This window comes from Agarivorans sp. Alg241-V36, from assembly GCF_900537085.1.
In the GTDB taxonomy this organism is placed as follows: Bacteria; Pseudomonadota; Gammaproteobacteria; order Enterobacterales; family Celerinatantimonadaceae; genus Agarivorans.
In genome coordinates, this window is record NZ_UNRE01000002.1 from 57632 (window position 1) to 72584 (window position 14953).

The window sequence follows — 14953 nt, forward strand, 5'->3', positions numbered from 1 at the left end:
TGCTGCTCCTTGTTCTGAATTTGCGACCTTGGTCTGCTTGGTTGCTACTTACTGTAGCGTAAGACCACAAACTAAAGTGTAGACCGCTTCACAATCGCTTGGTGGAGCAGCAAGTAGCTTTCATTTTAAGCTTTGTTTTTGTTTGATTTAAGTCGCTGATGAATAGTTAAAATTAACACCCATGAGGCTAGGATGAAGGTAATGACGTTGGCCAAAAATACTGAAAGGTCACGGATTAGAAAGCCATACACCATCCACAGGCCCACCCCGGTGGTTAAAATGGAGTACATGCTTAAAGAAATACCGGCCACATTTTTAGTTTTAATAATGTGGATCACCTGTGGCACAAATGACAAAGTGGTGCAGCTTGCTGCAATTAATCCTAAAACCGTAAGGGCTGTCATATAATCTTCCATTCTTATTGGTAAACCAATTTTGAAGAATTATACATTTTTGGTTAACAGTGTAAATGATTGTGCAGGGGAAACTAAGACCCCGTCACTTAAGATAAGACCTTGGCCGACAAGATGTTTTTGGACACCAGTTGTTGCAGTAGGTCTTGAGTCTGTTCTCGTAAGTTGTCACGTAACAAGCGCATTGCTGGAGTAATGGATTGGCGACTGGGGCAAATAAGCCATAGCTCGGTACCAGTAGGCTGATAGTTGCTCATCACACTCACTAACTTACCGGATAAGAGATCTTCGGCCATATCTAAACTAGATTTTACCGCCAGCCCGTGGCCAGCCACACACCAACGTCTGACTAAGTCACCATCGTTGGCTGCACGATTGCTCGGCATTTTTATTTTGTATTCTTGTTGCTGGTGGCTAAAGCGCCATACGTCATGAACAATGTCGCGTAGTTGGTAGAGCAAGCCATTGTGTTCCCTCAAGTCTTCAGGTTGCTGTGGGCTACCGTGTTTTAATAAATACTCTGGGCTAGCACACAATAACCGCGGCACCTTACATATCTTAAAACCGTAGACACTGGCATCACTGGGTGAGCCATAACGCAAAGCCATATCTACCGAGTCTCGATAAAAATCTATGTTGCTGTCACTGATGCTGCTGCGCAGGCTTAGGGCGGGGTAGCTGGCCATAAACTCGTCGAGCCATGGGCTAATCACGTTTCTTCCTAGATCCGAGGAAAGTGCAATGCGTAATTCACCATCAATCACGTCTAGGTCATGCTTCATATTTTGCTTAGCTTGTTCAAGCATCAACAGTGCTTGTTCACATTGCGGGATATAACGTTCGCCGGCACTAGATAATCGCAGGTGCCGGGTGGTGCGAACAAATATTTCAGCACCTAGGTGAGCCTCAACGCGTTTAACTGCTGCGCTAGCGGTAGCTGCGCGCATATCTAATTTGGCGGCTGCAGCACTAATGCTGCGGCATTCTGCTACCTTTAATATCACCTGTAAGTCTTCGAGTAGCATAAAGTTGCGCCTATATTTTCAAATATTATTAGCTAATGTTTCAAATATTACCCTGTTTATCGCGTTGAGTACAAAAGCTACTATTAATCACGTTAAAGCGAACCAGCAAATTATTAATTAGAGGATAGCCACATGGCCAAGTTAACTATCGTTGCAAACATTAAAGCCAATGCAGACAAAGTTGAATTAGTAAAAGCAGAACTGCTTAAGTTGATTGACATCACGCGAGCCGAAGAAGGCTGCATTAATTACGACCTACATCAGGACAACGAAAACCCAGCGCATTTTGTGTTTTATGAAAACTGGGAGTCACGTGAACTTTGGCAAACTCACATGGGCAATACGCATTTGGCTGAATACATGGCGGCGACCGAAGGTGCGGTAGAAGAGTTCACCTTGAATGAAATGACGCAGATTGCTTAGCACTCAAAAGTGAGATTAAGCCTCTTTAGCGGCAATAAAAAAAGCCAGTCAATTGACTGGCTTTTTTGCATCACAAGTATGGCTTAAGGCTTAGTGAAGAATACGGGCGCGAATAGTGCCTTCAATTTCTTTAAGCTTGCTAATGGCTTGTTCTGCTTGAGCGGTTTCTACGTCAATTACAACGTAACCAATGCTGTCGTTAGTTTGCAGGTACTGTGCTGCAATGTTGATAGAGTCTTCAGCAAAGGCCAAGTTAATCTTGGTTAGTACGCCCGGTTGGTTGTGGTGAATGTGCAGCAAGCGGCTAGTGCCAGTGTGCTCAGGTAATGCAACCTCTGGGAAGTTAACTGCTGATAAGGTTGAACCGTTATCAGAGTATTTAGCCAACTTAGAGGCTACTTCAATACCAATGTTTTCTTGGGCTTCTTGAGTTGAGCCACCCACGTGTGGGCTAAGAATTACGTTGTCAAAGCCACGTAAAGCCGAGACAAACTCTTCTTTGTTTGATTTTGGCTCAGTTGGGAATACGTCAATCGCCGCACCCGCAAGTTTTTTGCTTTCAAGTACCGAAACCAGTGAATCAATCTCAACCACGGTGCCGCGTGAAGCATTGATAAGGATTGAACCTTGCTTCATGGCAGCCAGTTGCGCTTCGCCAAACATGTATTTGGTTTGAGCGGTTTCTGGTACGTGCAGGCTTACTACGTCGCTCATGGCTAATAGCTGTTCTAAGTCAGCTACTTGCGTGGCATTACCTAAAGACAGTTTGTTTTCAATGTCGTAGTAGTAAACTTGCATGCCTAAGGTTTCGGCAAGAATACCTAGCTGAGTACCAATGTGGCCGTAACCAATAATACCTAGCTTTTTGCCACGCGCTTCGTATGAGTTGTCGGCAGACTTAATCCACTCACCACGGTGTGCTTTGGCATTTTTCTCTGGGATGCCGCGCAGTAGCAAAATGATTTCACCCAGCACTAGCTCTGCAACACTTCGTGTATTTGAGAACGGTGCATTAAATACCGGAATACCTTTTTGCTGGGCCGCTTTAAGGTCTACTTGGTTGGTACCAATACAGAAACAACCAATTGCAACTAGCTTGTTCGCTGCTGCTAGCACACGTTCGTTTAGGTCTGTACGGGAACGAATACCAATGAAGTGAACGTCTTTGATTTTCTCAATCAGTTCTTCTTCTGCTAGCGAGGTTTTGATCATTTCTACATTCTCATAACCCGCAGATTGGAAAGATTGCAGTGAGCTAGGGTGTAAACCCTCTAACAACAATACTTTGATTTTTTCCTTGCCTAACGAATACTTTGCCATGTTTGCTTCCTAATACCCATGTTACCGCTCGAGCGGCTAAATTTAGCAAAAAAGCAGCACTTAGGGAATGTAATTTTATTACATCAAATTATATTCATCTTGTGATTTTTGTTCGGTGAAGGTGGGGTTATGAAGTTTTTACTGCTGGAAAAGGTGTGTTGGTTGGAGCTTGATCGAGATTATTTTTGGTGTGTTGGAATATTTCACAAAAAAAAGAGCGCGCTATGCACTCTTTTTTTTTAAGGACTTACTTGATTAGCGTTTTTTAGCGCCTTCTGGGGTGCCAATAATCACTTGATTTGCACCGCGCGCCGCAAATAAACCATTGGTTACCACGCCAACAATGGCATTGATGTCGCGCTCCATTGTTACTGGGTCAACGATCTTCATGTTGTGAACATCTAAGATCACATTGCCGTTATCGGTAACTACACCTTCGCGGTAAACTGGGTCACCACCAAGTTTCACTAGCTCACGTGCTACGTAGCTGCGCGCCATTGGAATCACTTCAACTGGCAGCGGGAAGGTGCCTAATACTGGCACTTCTTTGGTATTGTCTACGATGCAAATAAACTGGTCGGCCACCGCGGCAATAATCTTCTCGCGAGTTAGGGCTGCACCGCCACCTTTAATCATGTGGTTTTGCGCGTTAATTTCGTCGGCGCCATCTACGTAAACCGACAACTCACTTACACTGTTTAAATCAAACACTTCAATACCGTAGCCCAGTAGCTTTTCGGTTGAAGCCTCAGAGCTTGAAACTGCCCCTTTAATGCTGTCTTTCATGGTCGCTAAGGCGTCAATGAAATGGTTCACGGTAGAGCCGGTACCTACACCAACAATGGTGTCTTCTTGAACATATTCCAAGGCGGCCCAGCCAGCGGCTTTTTTCATTTCATCTTGTGTCATTACTGTGCTCCGAGCAAAGTGAAGGGGAGGGCAGCAGTTCGCCCACTATTGTGGCGCGGATTATAACCAAGCACTGGCGCGAACGCTATGCCCGTTTGGCGCTTTTTTCAGCGTATTTTAGGGGAGAAGTAGCGGTGCTTACCAACACCAATATCTGCTGGGAGTAATAATCCGTTTAAGTGGTTGATCCCAAGCTTGAATAGGCACTTCGTTTATTTGCTGGCAGTCGTGAGCCAAGCCAATAACCAAGGGTTTATCATCGCTAATTTTTGCCAGTAGGCGGTCATAATAACCGCCGCCCATCCCAAGGCGATTTCCTTTTGAGTCAAAGGCTACTAAAGGCGCTAGGATCAAATCTAGCTGCTGGCTATCAATCACTTGTTCTGAATCAAATACCGGTTCGCCAATGCCAAACCGGTTCGCCTGCAAAGGGCTGCTTGCTTGGTAGCGGTGAAAACACATTTCGCCATTTTTAGTGGGGTCAACCAAGGGCACATAAACTTGTTTACCTTGCTGCCACAGCCAATTGATTAACAGGCTTAAATCCAGTTCACCGTCAAACGCCAAATAAAGGGCCACACGCTGCATAGCAATCAGATCGGGATCATCTTGCAAGTATTCTAGAATGGCTTGGCTAGCCTCTATTTGCTGCAAAGGGCTTAACGCACTGCGCTGTTGGCGAATTTGTTTACGTAATTGCTGGCGAGGGTCGAGCTGTGTCATAAACAAGCTTTAATGGATAAATAAGACTTTAAGTGTGTATCGATATTGGCTATCAAGCAAGGTGCTGAGGATTCTAAAGCGCAAATCAATTGATACAAGCTGAGGGAGGTCGAAAGGCCACCAAGCCTGGAATACAGGCTTGGTAAAACGCCTAAGGCTATTATTGCTCTACGTTGTGGTAAACGTTTTGCACGTCGTCACAGTCATCAAGCATAGCTTGGAACTTTTCAAACATCGCCACGTCATCACCGCTAATAGTGGTGTAAGTTTGTGGAATGAAGCTAATTTCTTCCAGTTCAAACTCTAACTCTGGCAAAGCTTGCGTTAATGAAGTTTTAACTTTGAAGTATTCAGTGTGAGGAGCCAATACGGTGATCATACCGTCTTCGCTTTCTACGTCGGTAACTTCCACGTCGTCCATTAGTAGGATTTCTAGAATCGCGTCTTCGTCGTCACCTTTAAAAGCAAAAATGGCTTGGTGGTCGAACATATGCGCCACGCTGCCTTGGTTACCAATTTTAGATTTGGTTTTTACAAAAGCTTGGCGAACGTCGGTAAAGGTACGGCTGTTGTTATCGGTTAAGCAGTCAACAATTACCATACAGCCACCTGGGCCGTAACCTTCGTATCGTGCTGGAACGTAATCTTCGCCAGCGCCGCCTTTGGCTTTGTCGATAGCTTTGTCGATTACGTGGCTAGGTACTTGGTCTTTTTTGGCGCGGTCTACCACACTGCGTAGTTGCAGGTTTGCGTCTAAATCGGCACCGCCGTTCTTAGCGATAACGTAGATTTCTTTACTGTATTTAGAATAAACCTTGGTTTTTGCACCAGCGGTTTTGGCCATTGAGGCCTTGCGTACTTCAAAACTTCTGCCCATGGGGATGCTCTTTTCTTCGATGCTTAAAATTCTGGGAAAGGATTTTACCAGCTGAAATGCAAGGAACAAGGGCTGGCGCGGGTTCTCGATCAATAATGCGGTTAATTTAGTTAAATCGTGAGGTATTTAACTGTTAAAACCTCACGATTGTCTAAGTAGCTGATTCGCTAATGCTATTAATTGCTAATAAGCATTAGCTTTAATGCGTTGATTGATAAATGCTTTAAAGCTGCTCTAAAGACTGCTTACTTAAATAAGCAGGGTTGTAGTATTTGTCGGCTAGGCTATGCGCCTGCACCGACTGATAATCAATCACCGTGCTTTTATTGGTTTGAATGCTGTCTACCAAGGTCATGGTTGTCACTACCGTTCGCCCGTCTCGCTGGCCTTGCTCAAAGTAGGCTTGTTTTGCCAACTTCCCTGACTTTAAGTAAAGGTCCGCTTTAAGTGGAAAATTATTGTTTTGGTCTACCCATAAGTCGATTTTTTGGTAGCTGGCACCACTGGTTTTGGCTTGTAGTTGCAAGTGTTGGGCGCTTACCCCGTCTATCTCACTTACCTCTCCTAGCTTGCCTTGGTAATCTTCGCTCCAGGTAAGGGTAGAAATATCGCCTACCGAGGCTTCCCCCAATAGCTTTTGCATGGGAGTAATGCGAATCGGCCTGCGACTGTTTGGCATAAGCAGCCAGTAGTTATCGCCTAACATCAGCATTTTTTGCCCTAGCTCCGATTGCGCTTTAAATACCACTAGTGATTCTCGCTCTGGGCGAATATACACGTTGTAGCGGTGTTGCTTTTTAAGTTGCTGCTTCTCAAATTGACTCACTTCGGTCACCACTTTGGCAGACGCGCTTTGCAAGCGATAGCTGTCGGCTTCGAGTAAACGCAGGCTTACTTCTTCGTTGGCTTGGGCTAAACCTATGCTAAACAAGCCGCCTAATACCCACAGTTTAAATAGACTAAACATAAATAAGTGCCTCGGTAATCGGCTTTTTTAAGCCTTTGTTGGCGGCAATGGCAGATGCCAAAGCGCAAATACACACCACGCCTAAAGAGACCATGGCCGCGAGATAAAACGAAAAGGTAATATGCAGTGGGTAACCAACGCTGCGTCCGGGTGGCGGAGGCATTTGAATATCGGCGAATAGCAGGCTGATGGATACCGAGCCACTAAGCAATACACCAATCACACTGCCAATTAATGCCAGCACTACTGCCTCTAATACAAAGCCAATTAGCTGTTCTGAGTTGGCAGTGCCTAAGGCAGATAGAGTGCCTATTTCGCGAGTACGTTCGGTGACCGACATGCTTAGGGTGTTAAACAGCGATACAAATACCACTAGCGCCATAATAAAGCCCATTACTCCAAAGATGCGGTTGTACAAGCCTTTCACTGCCTCGTAGAAAAAGGCTTGTTCCCACCAAGGCGTTACCAATAGGGCTGGCTGCTGTTGCTCTACTTGTTGCTGCAGTTGATTAATATCTTGATTGGCAAAGGCAAACACCGACATTAAGCTCATTTTATCGGTGGCGAGCAAAGCTTGGCTATCGCTTAATGAGATATAAACCAAACGCTTATCCATCTCTGGAACACCAGTAGACACAATGCCTTGTACGGTAAAGTCGAAGGCATTTAGCGCGCCCTCGGTAGTAGTGCTGAGTAAGGTGAGCCAGTCGCCGGGCTGCACTTTCATATTGCGTGCTAGTTCATCACCCAGCAGTATTTGTGGCATGTCTTGTTGAGCTTGCTCAGTAAGTAGCTTTCCAGCTTTAAGATCTAAAAAGGGGCCCTTTTGGGTGAACTCGCTGGCCAATACGCCTTGGCCAATAAAAATGGCTGACTTATCGCCATTGCTAATTAAACCGCTAAATTCTATGCGTGGCTGTACCGCCTTTATGCCGTTTAATGCCATTAGCTCTTGGCGTTGTTGCTGCCAGTTTTCTAAGCCATATTGCAAGGGCGTATCTTCTTGCTCATTAAAATACTCGGGGCTAGACAGAGTTAAGTGGCCAGTGTCGCGGGCTGCTGCTTCGGCTAGCGATTGATAGGTAAACAAACCAAAGCCGCCGGCTGTGACTAAAGCCATTACCGCAATCGCGATAATGAGCACCGACATAATGCTGCGGCGACGATTACGTTGTACGTTAAGTAGAGCATGTTTTAAGCGACGCATGCGCTTACCTCCCTGGATAATACTTGTCCGTCTAATAGTTCTATTTGGCGGTCGCAATGCTCACTCATACGGTTATCATGAGTGGCAATCACAAAGGTGGTGTTGTGGCTTTTGCCTATAGACTTCATTAGCTCTACAACTTGGTGAGCGGTATGGCTGTCTAGGCTAGCCGTGGGTTCGTCGGCAATCACCAAGCGAGGCTGGTGAATAAGCGCGCGAGCCACCGCAATCCGCTGTTGCTGGCCACCCGATAAACGGTCGGGTTTAGCCTGAGCAAACTCTGCCATGCCTACGGCATCTAAAATCTGCATAATGCGCTGTTTACGCTGCTGACTTGGCACTTGGTTAAGCATTAGTGGGTACTCAACATTTTCGTAAGCACTCATCACCGGCACTAAGTTAAAGCGCTGAAAAACAAAGCCCAATTGCTGCCTGCGCAGCTGCATACAATGCTGAGGATCCTTATCTAACTTTTCACCATCAAAGTAGAGCTCGCCTTGGTAGCTAAGATCCAACAAACCACAAATGTTCAGTAAGGTGCTTTTGCCCGAGCCAGAGGGGCCGCAAAGAGCAATCATTTCGCCAGCACGAATGTGTTCGTTTACATCATTCAGTGCTTGTTGGCTTACTTGACCCGTTTGGTAGAACTTATTTAAGCCTTTAAATTGCAACATATTCCATCCTTAGCTTTTGCCATGTTCAGCCATTAGCTGCGCGGTAAGCTGGCTATAATCATCCTTCACGCCAGTTTGCTGTAGTTGCTTAAACCACTGCTCAGCCAATGCGGGTTGCTGATTGTTTAAAGCCGCTTCTATAGCAAAGCGATAAACCCAAGAAGTGGCTGGCGCTGGAGATTGCAAAAAGCGCTGGTCGTTAAGCACTTGCTTGAATAGCTGCATGCCTTGGTCTTGGTAGTTAAAGAAATCGGGCACGCGAGTATAGGTAACAGCCGCTGTGGCTTGCATAAAAATGGCCTGCGGAAGGTGACGATATTGCTGCTGCCATTGCTGTTCACTAATCATGTTTAGTGCTTTATTCATACGTGCCAAGCCATCTTCGGTGTAGCTCATTTTGCTCCAAGGCATCCAAGCATCGTCACCTTTTAGGGTTTCTGTGCCTCCCAAATAAAACAAGGTCCATGGGTCGCTAGGTTGTTGCTGGTGGGCTTGTTGCAGCTCTTTGTACAGAGTATCTAACTGTGAATAGTCGCCTTGGGTAGCCTGGTAGTAAGTCGCAAGTTGTTGCTCGTTAATGCTAGCGCTTGCCGAATAAGAGCAAACAAGTAGTAGGCTGGCTAAAGTAAGCTTTTTCATGATCAATCCTTGTCAGTTGAGTACATGAGCAAGATTACGATTGATGTTGTTTAATAACTGTTCGATGCGATAAAAGGTAGTTGGCGCAGATTAATGGAATGTTGAGCTGATGAATGAGCGGAGCAAAGAGTAGGGCTTAAAGTGCTTACTTCATGACTAGTCAAAGAGATTGCTTGCGGGCCGCAATCTTACCTCATTCACCGTTGCTTAGCTTATATTGGCGAACAATACAGTCTGACCTATTTCGTTGTAAATGAACCTTTCTGAACGGATAAATGCTGTGATGATATACAGAAATCGGTGATTTCTACTTTCTACAAGTGATTGCATACTTTTGTGCTGATATTTCAATCACTTTTCTGGCTAGGTGGCTGATGCCGTTAATAAAAGGTGATAGTCTTGGATTTATCAGATGCGTGAAAGGAGGAAATTTTCCTTGTTTAAACAAGGAGTTTTACTCTTAATAAGTTGTTAGGTTTTTAAAATGTATCAAGAGAGACATTCGTCCATAAGAAAAGTGATTTCCGATTGTGCGCTGCTAGCTCTCATTTTTGTTTTGCTGCTTAGCGGCTCATTCATGATTATTAATGGGGATACAGCTGGCAAGCCTCCTGAGATGGTCAAGCTATTTATCTCTGGTGTATTTTTTCTAGGTGCAATGCTAATTTTATATGGCCTAATTTATCAAGTTAGAAGAATACGTAACTTTCGAGGAGATTGGCGTATTGAACTAAAGCGCGACTCTATTAGATTAGAAACGCCTGACAATGAAGAAGTAGAGCCGTTCGAGATTGACCCCAAAAAAATTAGAAAATTGTCCAGAGAAGCTTATGACGATGACGGGATATGGTACAAATGGTTTATATATACTGAAGATGGTGGCAACGAATTAAAGAAACAGTTTGAAATAGGCCCGTTTTCGGAAGAGAAAATCGCAGATGAAATTAATAGGTTTTACGGTATAAAAATGGTGGAGGTCGACATTAGCGGTGAGGTTTGTGACTGGCGCTATAGTCTCTGGTTCCGGTTAAAAGCACTACTTAGCTCTGTTTTTGGAATATTAATTTTTCTGTCCTTTGTCATTCCTGGGTTCTTCTATCTTGTAAAGGTGATTAGTCATTAAACTAACAAATCAATCAACTTCGCGCCTACGGCGACGGACGTAGCAAAGCTGCACCGGTTATTGAGGCGTTAGCGATCTAAGTTGATATGAAAACGAATATTAGTCTCGAAAAAATTTCAGGTTGTGCCAAAAAAGCTAAGGCTATTCGGACATGGTTTGACTCCAAAAATCATCCTGAGAATTATCAAGAAGTAGAAGATCTTGAGTGTGTTCGAGATTTTGTCCACACAATAGATCTTCTCGAAACTGTTTTATGCCGGTTTGAGATTCAAGCTAGGCTCACAGAGTTAGCTTTAAAAGATATGGAATCCATCGAAGAGGGGGCTTTAGGATGGGAGTTCTTTCAGATTGATGTTGAAGAAACTTTTGCGTCTAGCTTTATGGAGTTAACTTATCAGCTTTCAAATGCTTGGAAAGAACTTGATAAATTCACTCAGAAGTCCTCTTCATTTGAAATTCTTGGCTCAACGCATGTCAAATTGAGTAGCACATTCCTCGCTCGACACAAAGCTACGCATTTCGACCCCGACGGTTTCCAGCGTCACGAAGTTTCAAGAGAGTATGCTATTTTAAGGCGCCCATACAGCGTAAAGGATGGAGTATTGGAAAAAGGGTTGGTTAGGCACACAGCTCCGAAGACCGCTAAGTTGATTCGTGATGCATTTGGGGAGTGTAACCAATACTTGGATAGTTTCTTGGCTGCTACTTGCCAACAAAACGATAATTAACAAGTCAATTAACTACGCGCATTTTGTACCGGAAGCAGTAAAGCAACGGCGGTGTGATGTGTTAATTCTAATATCACTTTTAATTCATCCTACATATTTTTCCAGCCGAGCTTTTAACTCATTTACATCCCAAAATGTGCCTAGAAATGATCTACCTTTATTAGCCTGGCAGACGTTGATGAATAGCAGTTGCTACAATAGTCGATTAAGCCTCGTTAGCTGAGGGAAGAAAAATAGCCTGAACACCTGTTGAGGCTTTATTGTTGGTCAGTAGCACTAAACCACAATATTCGTTGTCACTTTAGTGGTCACTGAGTTGGCAATAAAACATTGCTGGTGGGCTTGGTGGTGCATTTTCTCAAGCTTCTCAAGACTCACTTGTTGTTCTGCAAACACCACTTTAGGGTTGAGTGTTACTTCGGTCATGGCCATTTTACCTTGTTCATTTAAGGCCATTACGCCTACCGCTTTGTCTTCATAGCTATTTACCACTAAACGGTTTTTAGCGGCAATCGATAAGAAAAACAGCATATGGCAGCTCGACAGCGAGGCCACAAAGGCTTCTTCGGGGTCAACGTTTGCTTCTACCGAGTAAGGCAGCGGCACTACATGTGGAGAAGAAGAGGCCGCAATGGTTTGGCCGCCATCAAAGTGCCAATGGTGGCCTCGGCTGTATTGGTTGTTGGTATAGGTTTCATCGGCTTGGCGTTGCCACTCTACAATGGCGAAGTATTCAGACATAAGCAATCCTAGGAGAAAGCAAAGGTAAACGGCACTGGCTTAGCATGCTGCAGTCGCTGGTGCTTGGCAATCACAAATCTAAGGATAAGAGCATTGGCTTGAAATTTATTGTTAAGCAAGCAACTCTATTGTTTAACAACCTTGTTTTGGAAACATCATGTTAAATATGAATTTTGACCAAGCTTTGGCGATTAATACCGAACAAATGGATTGGCTGGCTAGCCCTTCGGCTGGGGTATTGCGTAAACCGCTCGAGCGAGAAGCTAAAGAATCTGGCCATGTAACCAGCATTGTGCAGTATCAACCAGAGTCGTTTTTCCCAGAGCATCCACACCCGCAAGGTGAAGAGATATTTGTATTAGAGGGCGTGTTTTCTGATGAGCTGGGCGATTACCCTGCGGGTACGTATATTCGTAACCCGCCGGGCACTAAACATAGCCCCTTTAGTAAACAAGGCTGCGTGATATTTGTAAAACTTAATCAGTTTGATGCTCGAGACCTTAGGTCGGTGAGAGTTAATACTAAACAAACTGCTTGGTTACCCGGCATAGGTGGCCTTGAGGTAATGCCCTTACATGAGTTTGAGCATGAGCATGTAGCTTTGGTTAAGTGGCCTGCAGGAGAGGTATTTCAGCCGCATCGGCATTTTGGCGGAGAAGAAATTTTAGTGCTGTCGGGAGAGTTTAAAGATGAACATGGTAGCTACCCAAAACATACTTGGCTGCGCAGCCCGCACATGAGTCAGCATCATCCCTTTGTTGAACAAGAAACGATTATTTTGGTGAAAACGGGTCACTTACCGGTAGAGAGTTAAGCACCATTGTAGGCAAAGGGATGAAACAGGGCTGAGCGAGAAAGAAGTAAGAGCGATGCCCAATGAGGAGAGTCGGGCGGGCATCGCCCCTACAAAACCTTACTATTGGTCTAATACCAACTTGTAAAAACTTACCTGGGTGTAATCACCTGCTTCTATACCTTTGTTGGTACAGCCTGTACCCCAAATTGGGTTTTTAGTGCCTTGGTTACATTGGTTGTAAGCGCCGGCTTTAAAGTACATCCAATCTTGGGCGTAACTGGTATCTAGGGCTTCCTCACCGGGGTAAGGCTTGGCTAAATCCACTGCAAACTTCACTTCTTTTTCATCTTCTTCACCTATATTGCTGGTAAAGGTGAGGTGCATAACAGTGCCAATGAAGTTAACGTCGTAGCTAACTAATTCACCCAATAAAATGCCATCTTCTGGATTAGCATCGGCTTTAGTTAGGTCGTGCTTACCAAATACATCGTGAGAGATATCGAAGCGATCTTTCTTGTTTTCAGGGTTTATTTCGTAGTTCCAAAAAACGCTACCATGAGTATGGTTAGGCATTTTGCGGTAATAGATTTTTAGTGGTTCATTGTTAGAGCCATGAATTTGGCCAATCACCACGGCGTGAGCACCCATTTTTGTGTCGATACCACTTTTACTTACGGCATCTACCGTAAGGGCTGCGGTTAAACGCCCGCCTACCGAACCAAAGGCTTCGCTGTTGTTGTGTGATTCAATGGCAAAGTTAGTGGCCGGCGCTTTGTACTGGTATGCCTCTTTTACGTCTAACATGGCGCGCAATTCGCTACGGGTATTTTTGCTGTTAGGCGTAGTTGGGCCGGTGTTAGGCGCTGCAAATACCATGGCACCTGTTTCAGCGTTGGTATAAAACCACTCTGGATGAACGTAAGGGTAGTTAACGTAGTTAAGCTGGGCAGCTGTAATCTCCATCTCTTTGCCTTTACGGGCTTCAGTAAGGTCTGGAATTGGAAGGTTGATCTTCCATTTTTTCATTTCGAAGTTTTCGCTGGGCGCTTTAGTAGGATCAAGCTTAGCCATCAATTGTTTTTGGTAATCGCTAGGCGCAGGTGTTGCTTGGCTTGAAGTAGCAGCGTTTGCCCCACTTACTACCAATGCTGCCACTGCACAGCTAATCGCTAATGTCTTCATGAATTTTCCATTGTTAATGAATAAAACAGGCAGCCATATGACTGAGTTGCAAAGGAGTTTATAATAATATTGTATTACAAATTGTGATTTAGCTTACAAATGCAGCGATTGTTTGGTTTTTGTTTGCATGTTCGAAGAAGAGTTTAGAAGCGAGCGACTTAACGCGGGGCTGTGCATGGATAAGGTAAACAAAAAAAAGCAGGTGCGTAAAAAACCATACACCTGCCTATAACAAGCTCTAAAGGATTAGAGTTTTTTGTGTTGGCGTCGTAAACCTAGCGCAATAAGGCCGATGCCAAACAAAGCCAAGGTTCCTGGCTCAGAGACCGATACAATGGCAAGTTGACCATTAAGAATGGTGTCGCGAATGGCTTCGTTTTCATCACCGATGTAGGGGGTATTCATATTGTTGGTAATGTTAAAGTTAAGCTGCCACACCAAGTTGTCACCATTTTCCCAAAGCTCAAATAAGCTGCCATAGTCGGTAGTGAAAAAACCTTCAGTTAGCGCATCGTCAACAGCGGCGTCGTACCAGCTGTAATCTAGAGAACCGCTTAGCGATACATCACCCATTACCGCGCTGCCTGAGTTAACAACTAACTGAGCTACTTTAATGCTGTCGCCATAAATGATCTCACCGCTGTCTTGGTCATAGCCTAGAACCGTAGCGAAATTAATGTCTATGTTGCCACCCTGATCGAAGCTAACGCCACCGGTATTGGTAAAGCCGCCGCTTAAATCGCTGTAGTCAAAGGTCATCGCCCAGCTGCTATTTAAGCCTGCGTTATACAGTGGGGTATTTGGGTTTCGGTATAAACCTGTAGCGCTGCCGTTGCCTGACTCTGTGAAGCTAGAGTTTTCATCAGGGCTGCACAAGCCTCCCGTACAGTTACCATTATGCAACGCAGAAGTAGCATGAATATTGGTGGTAAAAAAGTCGGCCTTGGCAGTATTTGTTCCACCTAGGTCTAGGTAGAAGGGCACCGCATGTACAGTGTTAACGGTGGCTGTAAGCACCAAAGCACAACACAGTGAGGGGAATAGTTTCATTTTACATTTCCATTGTAAGTTAATGATAGTAGTCAGTTTTATCGTGTTACACTTGTTGCTGACTTATTTGTTTGTAAGCAAAAATCAGTCCTATGAATATAACCTTATAAAAAATAAGGATATTGACTTTTAATTGATACATCAAAGACTTGTATA

17 protein-coding genes are annotated in these 14953 nt (G+C 44.5%); 4 read left to right on the forward strand and 13 right to left on the reverse strand.

The features are described from left to right. Nucleotides 1-125: 125 nt before the first annotated feature. The gene (locus G6R11_RS04730; protein ID WP_163131945.1) at nt 126-404 is read right to left on the reverse strand and encodes a SemiSWEET transporter; all 279 of its coding nucleotides are present in this window, start codon (nt 402-404) and stop codon (nt 126-128) included. A gap of 98 nt (nt 405-502) precedes the next feature. Beyond that, complete coding sequence (locus G6R11_RS04735; protein WP_163131946.1) at nt 503-1438, reverse strand: LysR family transcriptional regulator; 936 nt, start codon at nt 1436-1438, stop codon at nt 503-505. Nucleotides 1439-1570: 132 nt separating this feature from the next. On the opposite strand from G6R11_RS04735, the gene G6R11_RS04740 reads away from it, so the two are divergent. Further along, nucleotides 1571-1861: a putative quinol monooxygenase gene (locus tag G6R11_RS04740; protein WP_163131947.1), complete on the forward strand. Its 291-nt coding sequence runs from the start codon at nt 1571-1573 to the stop codon at nt 1859-1861. Between the two features lie 90 nt (nt 1862-1951). Here the strand turns inward: G6R11_RS04740 and serA are convergent, their stop codons facing one another. From serA to G6R11_RS04780, 8 genes are all read right to left on the reverse strand, one after another. Further along, complete coding sequence (serA, locus tag G6R11_RS04745) at nt 1952-3181, reverse strand: phosphoglycerate dehydrogenase (RefSeq protein WP_163131948.1); 1230 nt, start codon at nt 3179-3181, stop codon at nt 1952-1954. 255 nt (nt 3182-3436) lie between these two features. After that, nucleotides 3437-4090: a ribose-5-phosphate isomerase RpiA gene (rpiA, locus tag G6R11_RS04750; RefSeq protein ID WP_163131949.1), complete on the reverse strand. Its 654-nt coding sequence runs from the start codon at nt 4088-4090 to the stop codon at nt 3437-3439. A 138-nt stretch (nt 4091-4228) separates the two neighbouring features. Beyond that, nucleotides 4229-4813: a 5-formyltetrahydrofolate cyclo-ligase gene (locus tag G6R11_RS04755; RefSeq protein WP_163131950.1), complete on the reverse strand. Its 585-nt coding sequence runs from the start codon at nt 4811-4813 to the stop codon at nt 4229-4231. 160 nt (nt 4814-4973) lie between these two features. Beyond that, the gene (locus G6R11_RS04760; protein ID WP_163131951.1) at nt 4974-5690 is read right to left on the reverse strand and encodes a YebC/PmpR family DNA-binding transcriptional regulator; all 717 of its coding nucleotides are present in this window, start codon (nt 5688-5690) and stop codon (nt 4974-4976) included. A gap of 223 nt (nt 5691-5913) precedes the next feature. Beyond that, nucleotides 5914-6657 (reverse strand): outer membrane lipoprotein-sorting protein, encoded by a 744-nt coding sequence (locus tag G6R11_RS04765; protein ID WP_163131952.1) that lies wholly within the window; start codon nt 6655-6657, stop codon nt 5914-5916. Further along, a complete protein-coding gene (locus tag G6R11_RS04770; protein WP_163131953.1) occupies nt 6650-7864 on the reverse strand; it encodes an FtsX-like permease family protein in 1215 nt (404 codons plus the stop codon). The genes G6R11_RS04765 and G6R11_RS04770 overlap by 8 nt, the downstream gene beginning before the upstream one ends. Beyond that, nucleotides 7852-8538: an ABC transporter ATP-binding protein gene (locus G6R11_RS04775; protein WP_163131954.1), complete on the reverse strand. Its 687-nt coding sequence runs from the start codon at nt 8536-8538 to the stop codon at nt 7852-7854. The genes G6R11_RS04770 and G6R11_RS04775 overlap by 13 nt, the downstream gene beginning before the upstream one ends. A gap of 9 nt (nt 8539-8547) precedes the next feature. Then, entirely contained in the window at nt 8548-9177 is a 630-nt protein-coding gene (locus G6R11_RS04780; RefSeq protein WP_163131955.1) for a hypothetical protein, read from the reverse strand. 484 nt (nt 9178-9661) lie between these two features. Between G6R11_RS04780 and G6R11_RS04785 the strand changes: the two genes are divergently transcribed. Both G6R11_RS04785 and G6R11_RS04790 read left to right on the forward strand, forming a co-directional pair. Next, nucleotides 9662-10300, forward strand: coding sequence for a hypothetical protein (locus tag G6R11_RS04785; RefSeq protein ID WP_163131956.1), 639 nt, complete (start codon nt 9662-9664; stop codon nt 10298-10300). An 86-nt stretch (nt 10301-10386) separates the two neighbouring features. After that, nucleotides 10387-11028, forward strand: coding sequence for a hypothetical protein (locus tag G6R11_RS04790; protein ID WP_163131957.1), 642 nt, complete (start codon nt 10387-10389; stop codon nt 11026-11028). Nucleotides 11029-11304: 276 nt separating this feature from the next. Here the strand turns inward: G6R11_RS04790 and G6R11_RS04795 are convergent, their stop codons facing one another. Continuing rightward, nucleotides 11305-11769: an OsmC family protein gene (locus G6R11_RS04795; protein WP_163131958.1), complete on the reverse strand. Its 465-nt coding sequence runs from the start codon at nt 11767-11769 to the stop codon at nt 11305-11307. Between the two features lie 157 nt (nt 11770-11926). Between G6R11_RS04795 and G6R11_RS04800 the strand changes: the two genes are divergently transcribed. Continuing rightward, nucleotides 11927-12583 (forward strand): cupin domain-containing protein, encoded by a 657-nt coding sequence (locus G6R11_RS04800; RefSeq protein WP_163131959.1) that lies wholly within the window; start codon nt 11927-11929, stop codon nt 12581-12583. Nucleotides 12584-12685: 102 nt separating this feature from the next. Here G6R11_RS04800 and G6R11_RS04805 read toward each other — a convergent pair whose 3' ends face one another. Next, entirely contained in the window at nt 12686-13747 is a 1062-nt protein-coding gene (locus G6R11_RS04805) for a polysaccharide lyase family 7 protein (protein WP_163131960.1), read from the reverse strand. 246 nt (nt 13748-13993) lie between these two features. After that, nucleotides 13994-14797 carry a PEP-CTERM sorting domain-containing protein gene (locus G6R11_RS04810; RefSeq protein WP_163131961.1) on the reverse strand — a complete coding sequence of 268 codons (804 nt, stop codon included), beginning with the start codon at nt 14795-14797 and terminating at the stop codon, nt 13994-13996. Nucleotides 14798-14953: the final 156 nt, after the last annotated feature.

What these genes read in the sequence shown, in the direction of transcription:
- G6R11_RS04790 (WP_163131957.1), top strand. Translation starts at nt 10,387, where the DNA reads ATGAAAACGAATATTAGTCTCGAAAAAATTTCAGGTTGTGCCAAAAAA.
- G6R11_RS04730 (WP_163131945.1), bottom strand. Translation starts at nt 404, where the DNA reads ATGACAGCCCTTACGGTTTTAGGATTAATTGCAGCAAGCTGCACCACT.
- G6R11_RS04800 (WP_163131959.1), top strand. Translation starts at nt 11,927, where the DNA reads ATGTTAAATATGAATTTTGACCAAGCTTTGGCGATTAATACCGAACAA.
- G6R11_RS04775 (WP_163131954.1), bottom strand. Translation starts at nt 8,538, where the DNA reads ATGTTGCAATTTAAAGGCTTAAATAAGTTCTACCAAACGGGTCAAGTA.
- G6R11_RS04805 (WP_163131960.1), bottom strand. Translation starts at nt 13,747, where the DNA reads ATGAAGACATTAGCGATTAGCTGTGCAGTGGCAGCATTGGTAGTAAGT.
- G6R11_RS04780 (WP_163131955.1), bottom strand. Translation starts at nt 9,177, where the DNA reads ATGAAAAAGCTTACTTTAGCCAGCCTACTACTTGTTTGCTCTTATTCG.
- rpiA (WP_163131949.1), bottom strand. Translation starts at nt 4,090, where the DNA reads ATGACACAAGATGAAATGAAAAAAGCCGCTGGCTGGGCCGCCTTGGAA.
- G6R11_RS04765 (WP_163131952.1), bottom strand. Translation starts at nt 6,657, where the DNA reads ATGTTTAGTCTATTTAAACTGTGGGTATTAGGCGGCTTGTTTAGCATA.
- G6R11_RS04735 (WP_163131946.1), bottom strand. Translation starts at nt 1,438, where the DNA reads ATGCTACTCGAAGACTTACAGGTGATATTAAAGGTAGCAGAATGCCGC.
- G6R11_RS04755 (WP_163131950.1), bottom strand. Translation starts at nt 4,813, where the DNA reads ATGACACAGCTCGACCCTCGCCAGCAATTACGTAAACAAATTCGCCAA.
- G6R11_RS04740 (WP_163131947.1), top strand. Translation starts at nt 1,571, where the DNA reads ATGGCCAAGTTAACTATCGTTGCAAACATTAAAGCCAATGCAGACAAA.
- G6R11_RS04785 (WP_163131956.1), top strand. Translation starts at nt 9,662, where the DNA reads ATGTATCAAGAGAGACATTCGTCCATAAGAAAAGTGATTTCCGATTGT.
- G6R11_RS04810 (WP_163131961.1), bottom strand. Translation starts at nt 14,797, where the DNA reads ATGAAACTATTCCCCTCACTGTGTTGTGCTTTGGTGCTTACAGCCACC.
- G6R11_RS04795 (WP_163131958.1), bottom strand. Translation starts at nt 11,769, where the DNA reads ATGTCTGAATACTTCGCCATTGTAGAGTGGCAACGCCAAGCCGATGAA.
- G6R11_RS04770 (WP_163131953.1), bottom strand. Translation starts at nt 7,864, where the DNA reads ATGCGTCGCTTAAAACATGCTCTACTTAACGTACAACGTAATCGTCGC.
- G6R11_RS04760 (WP_163131951.1), bottom strand. Translation starts at nt 5,690, where the DNA reads ATGGGCAGAAGTTTTGAAGTACGCAAGGCCTCAATGGCCAAAACCGCT.
- serA (WP_163131948.1), bottom strand. Translation starts at nt 3,181, where the DNA reads ATGGCAAAGTATTCGTTAGGCAAGGAAAAAATCAAAGTATTGTTGTTA.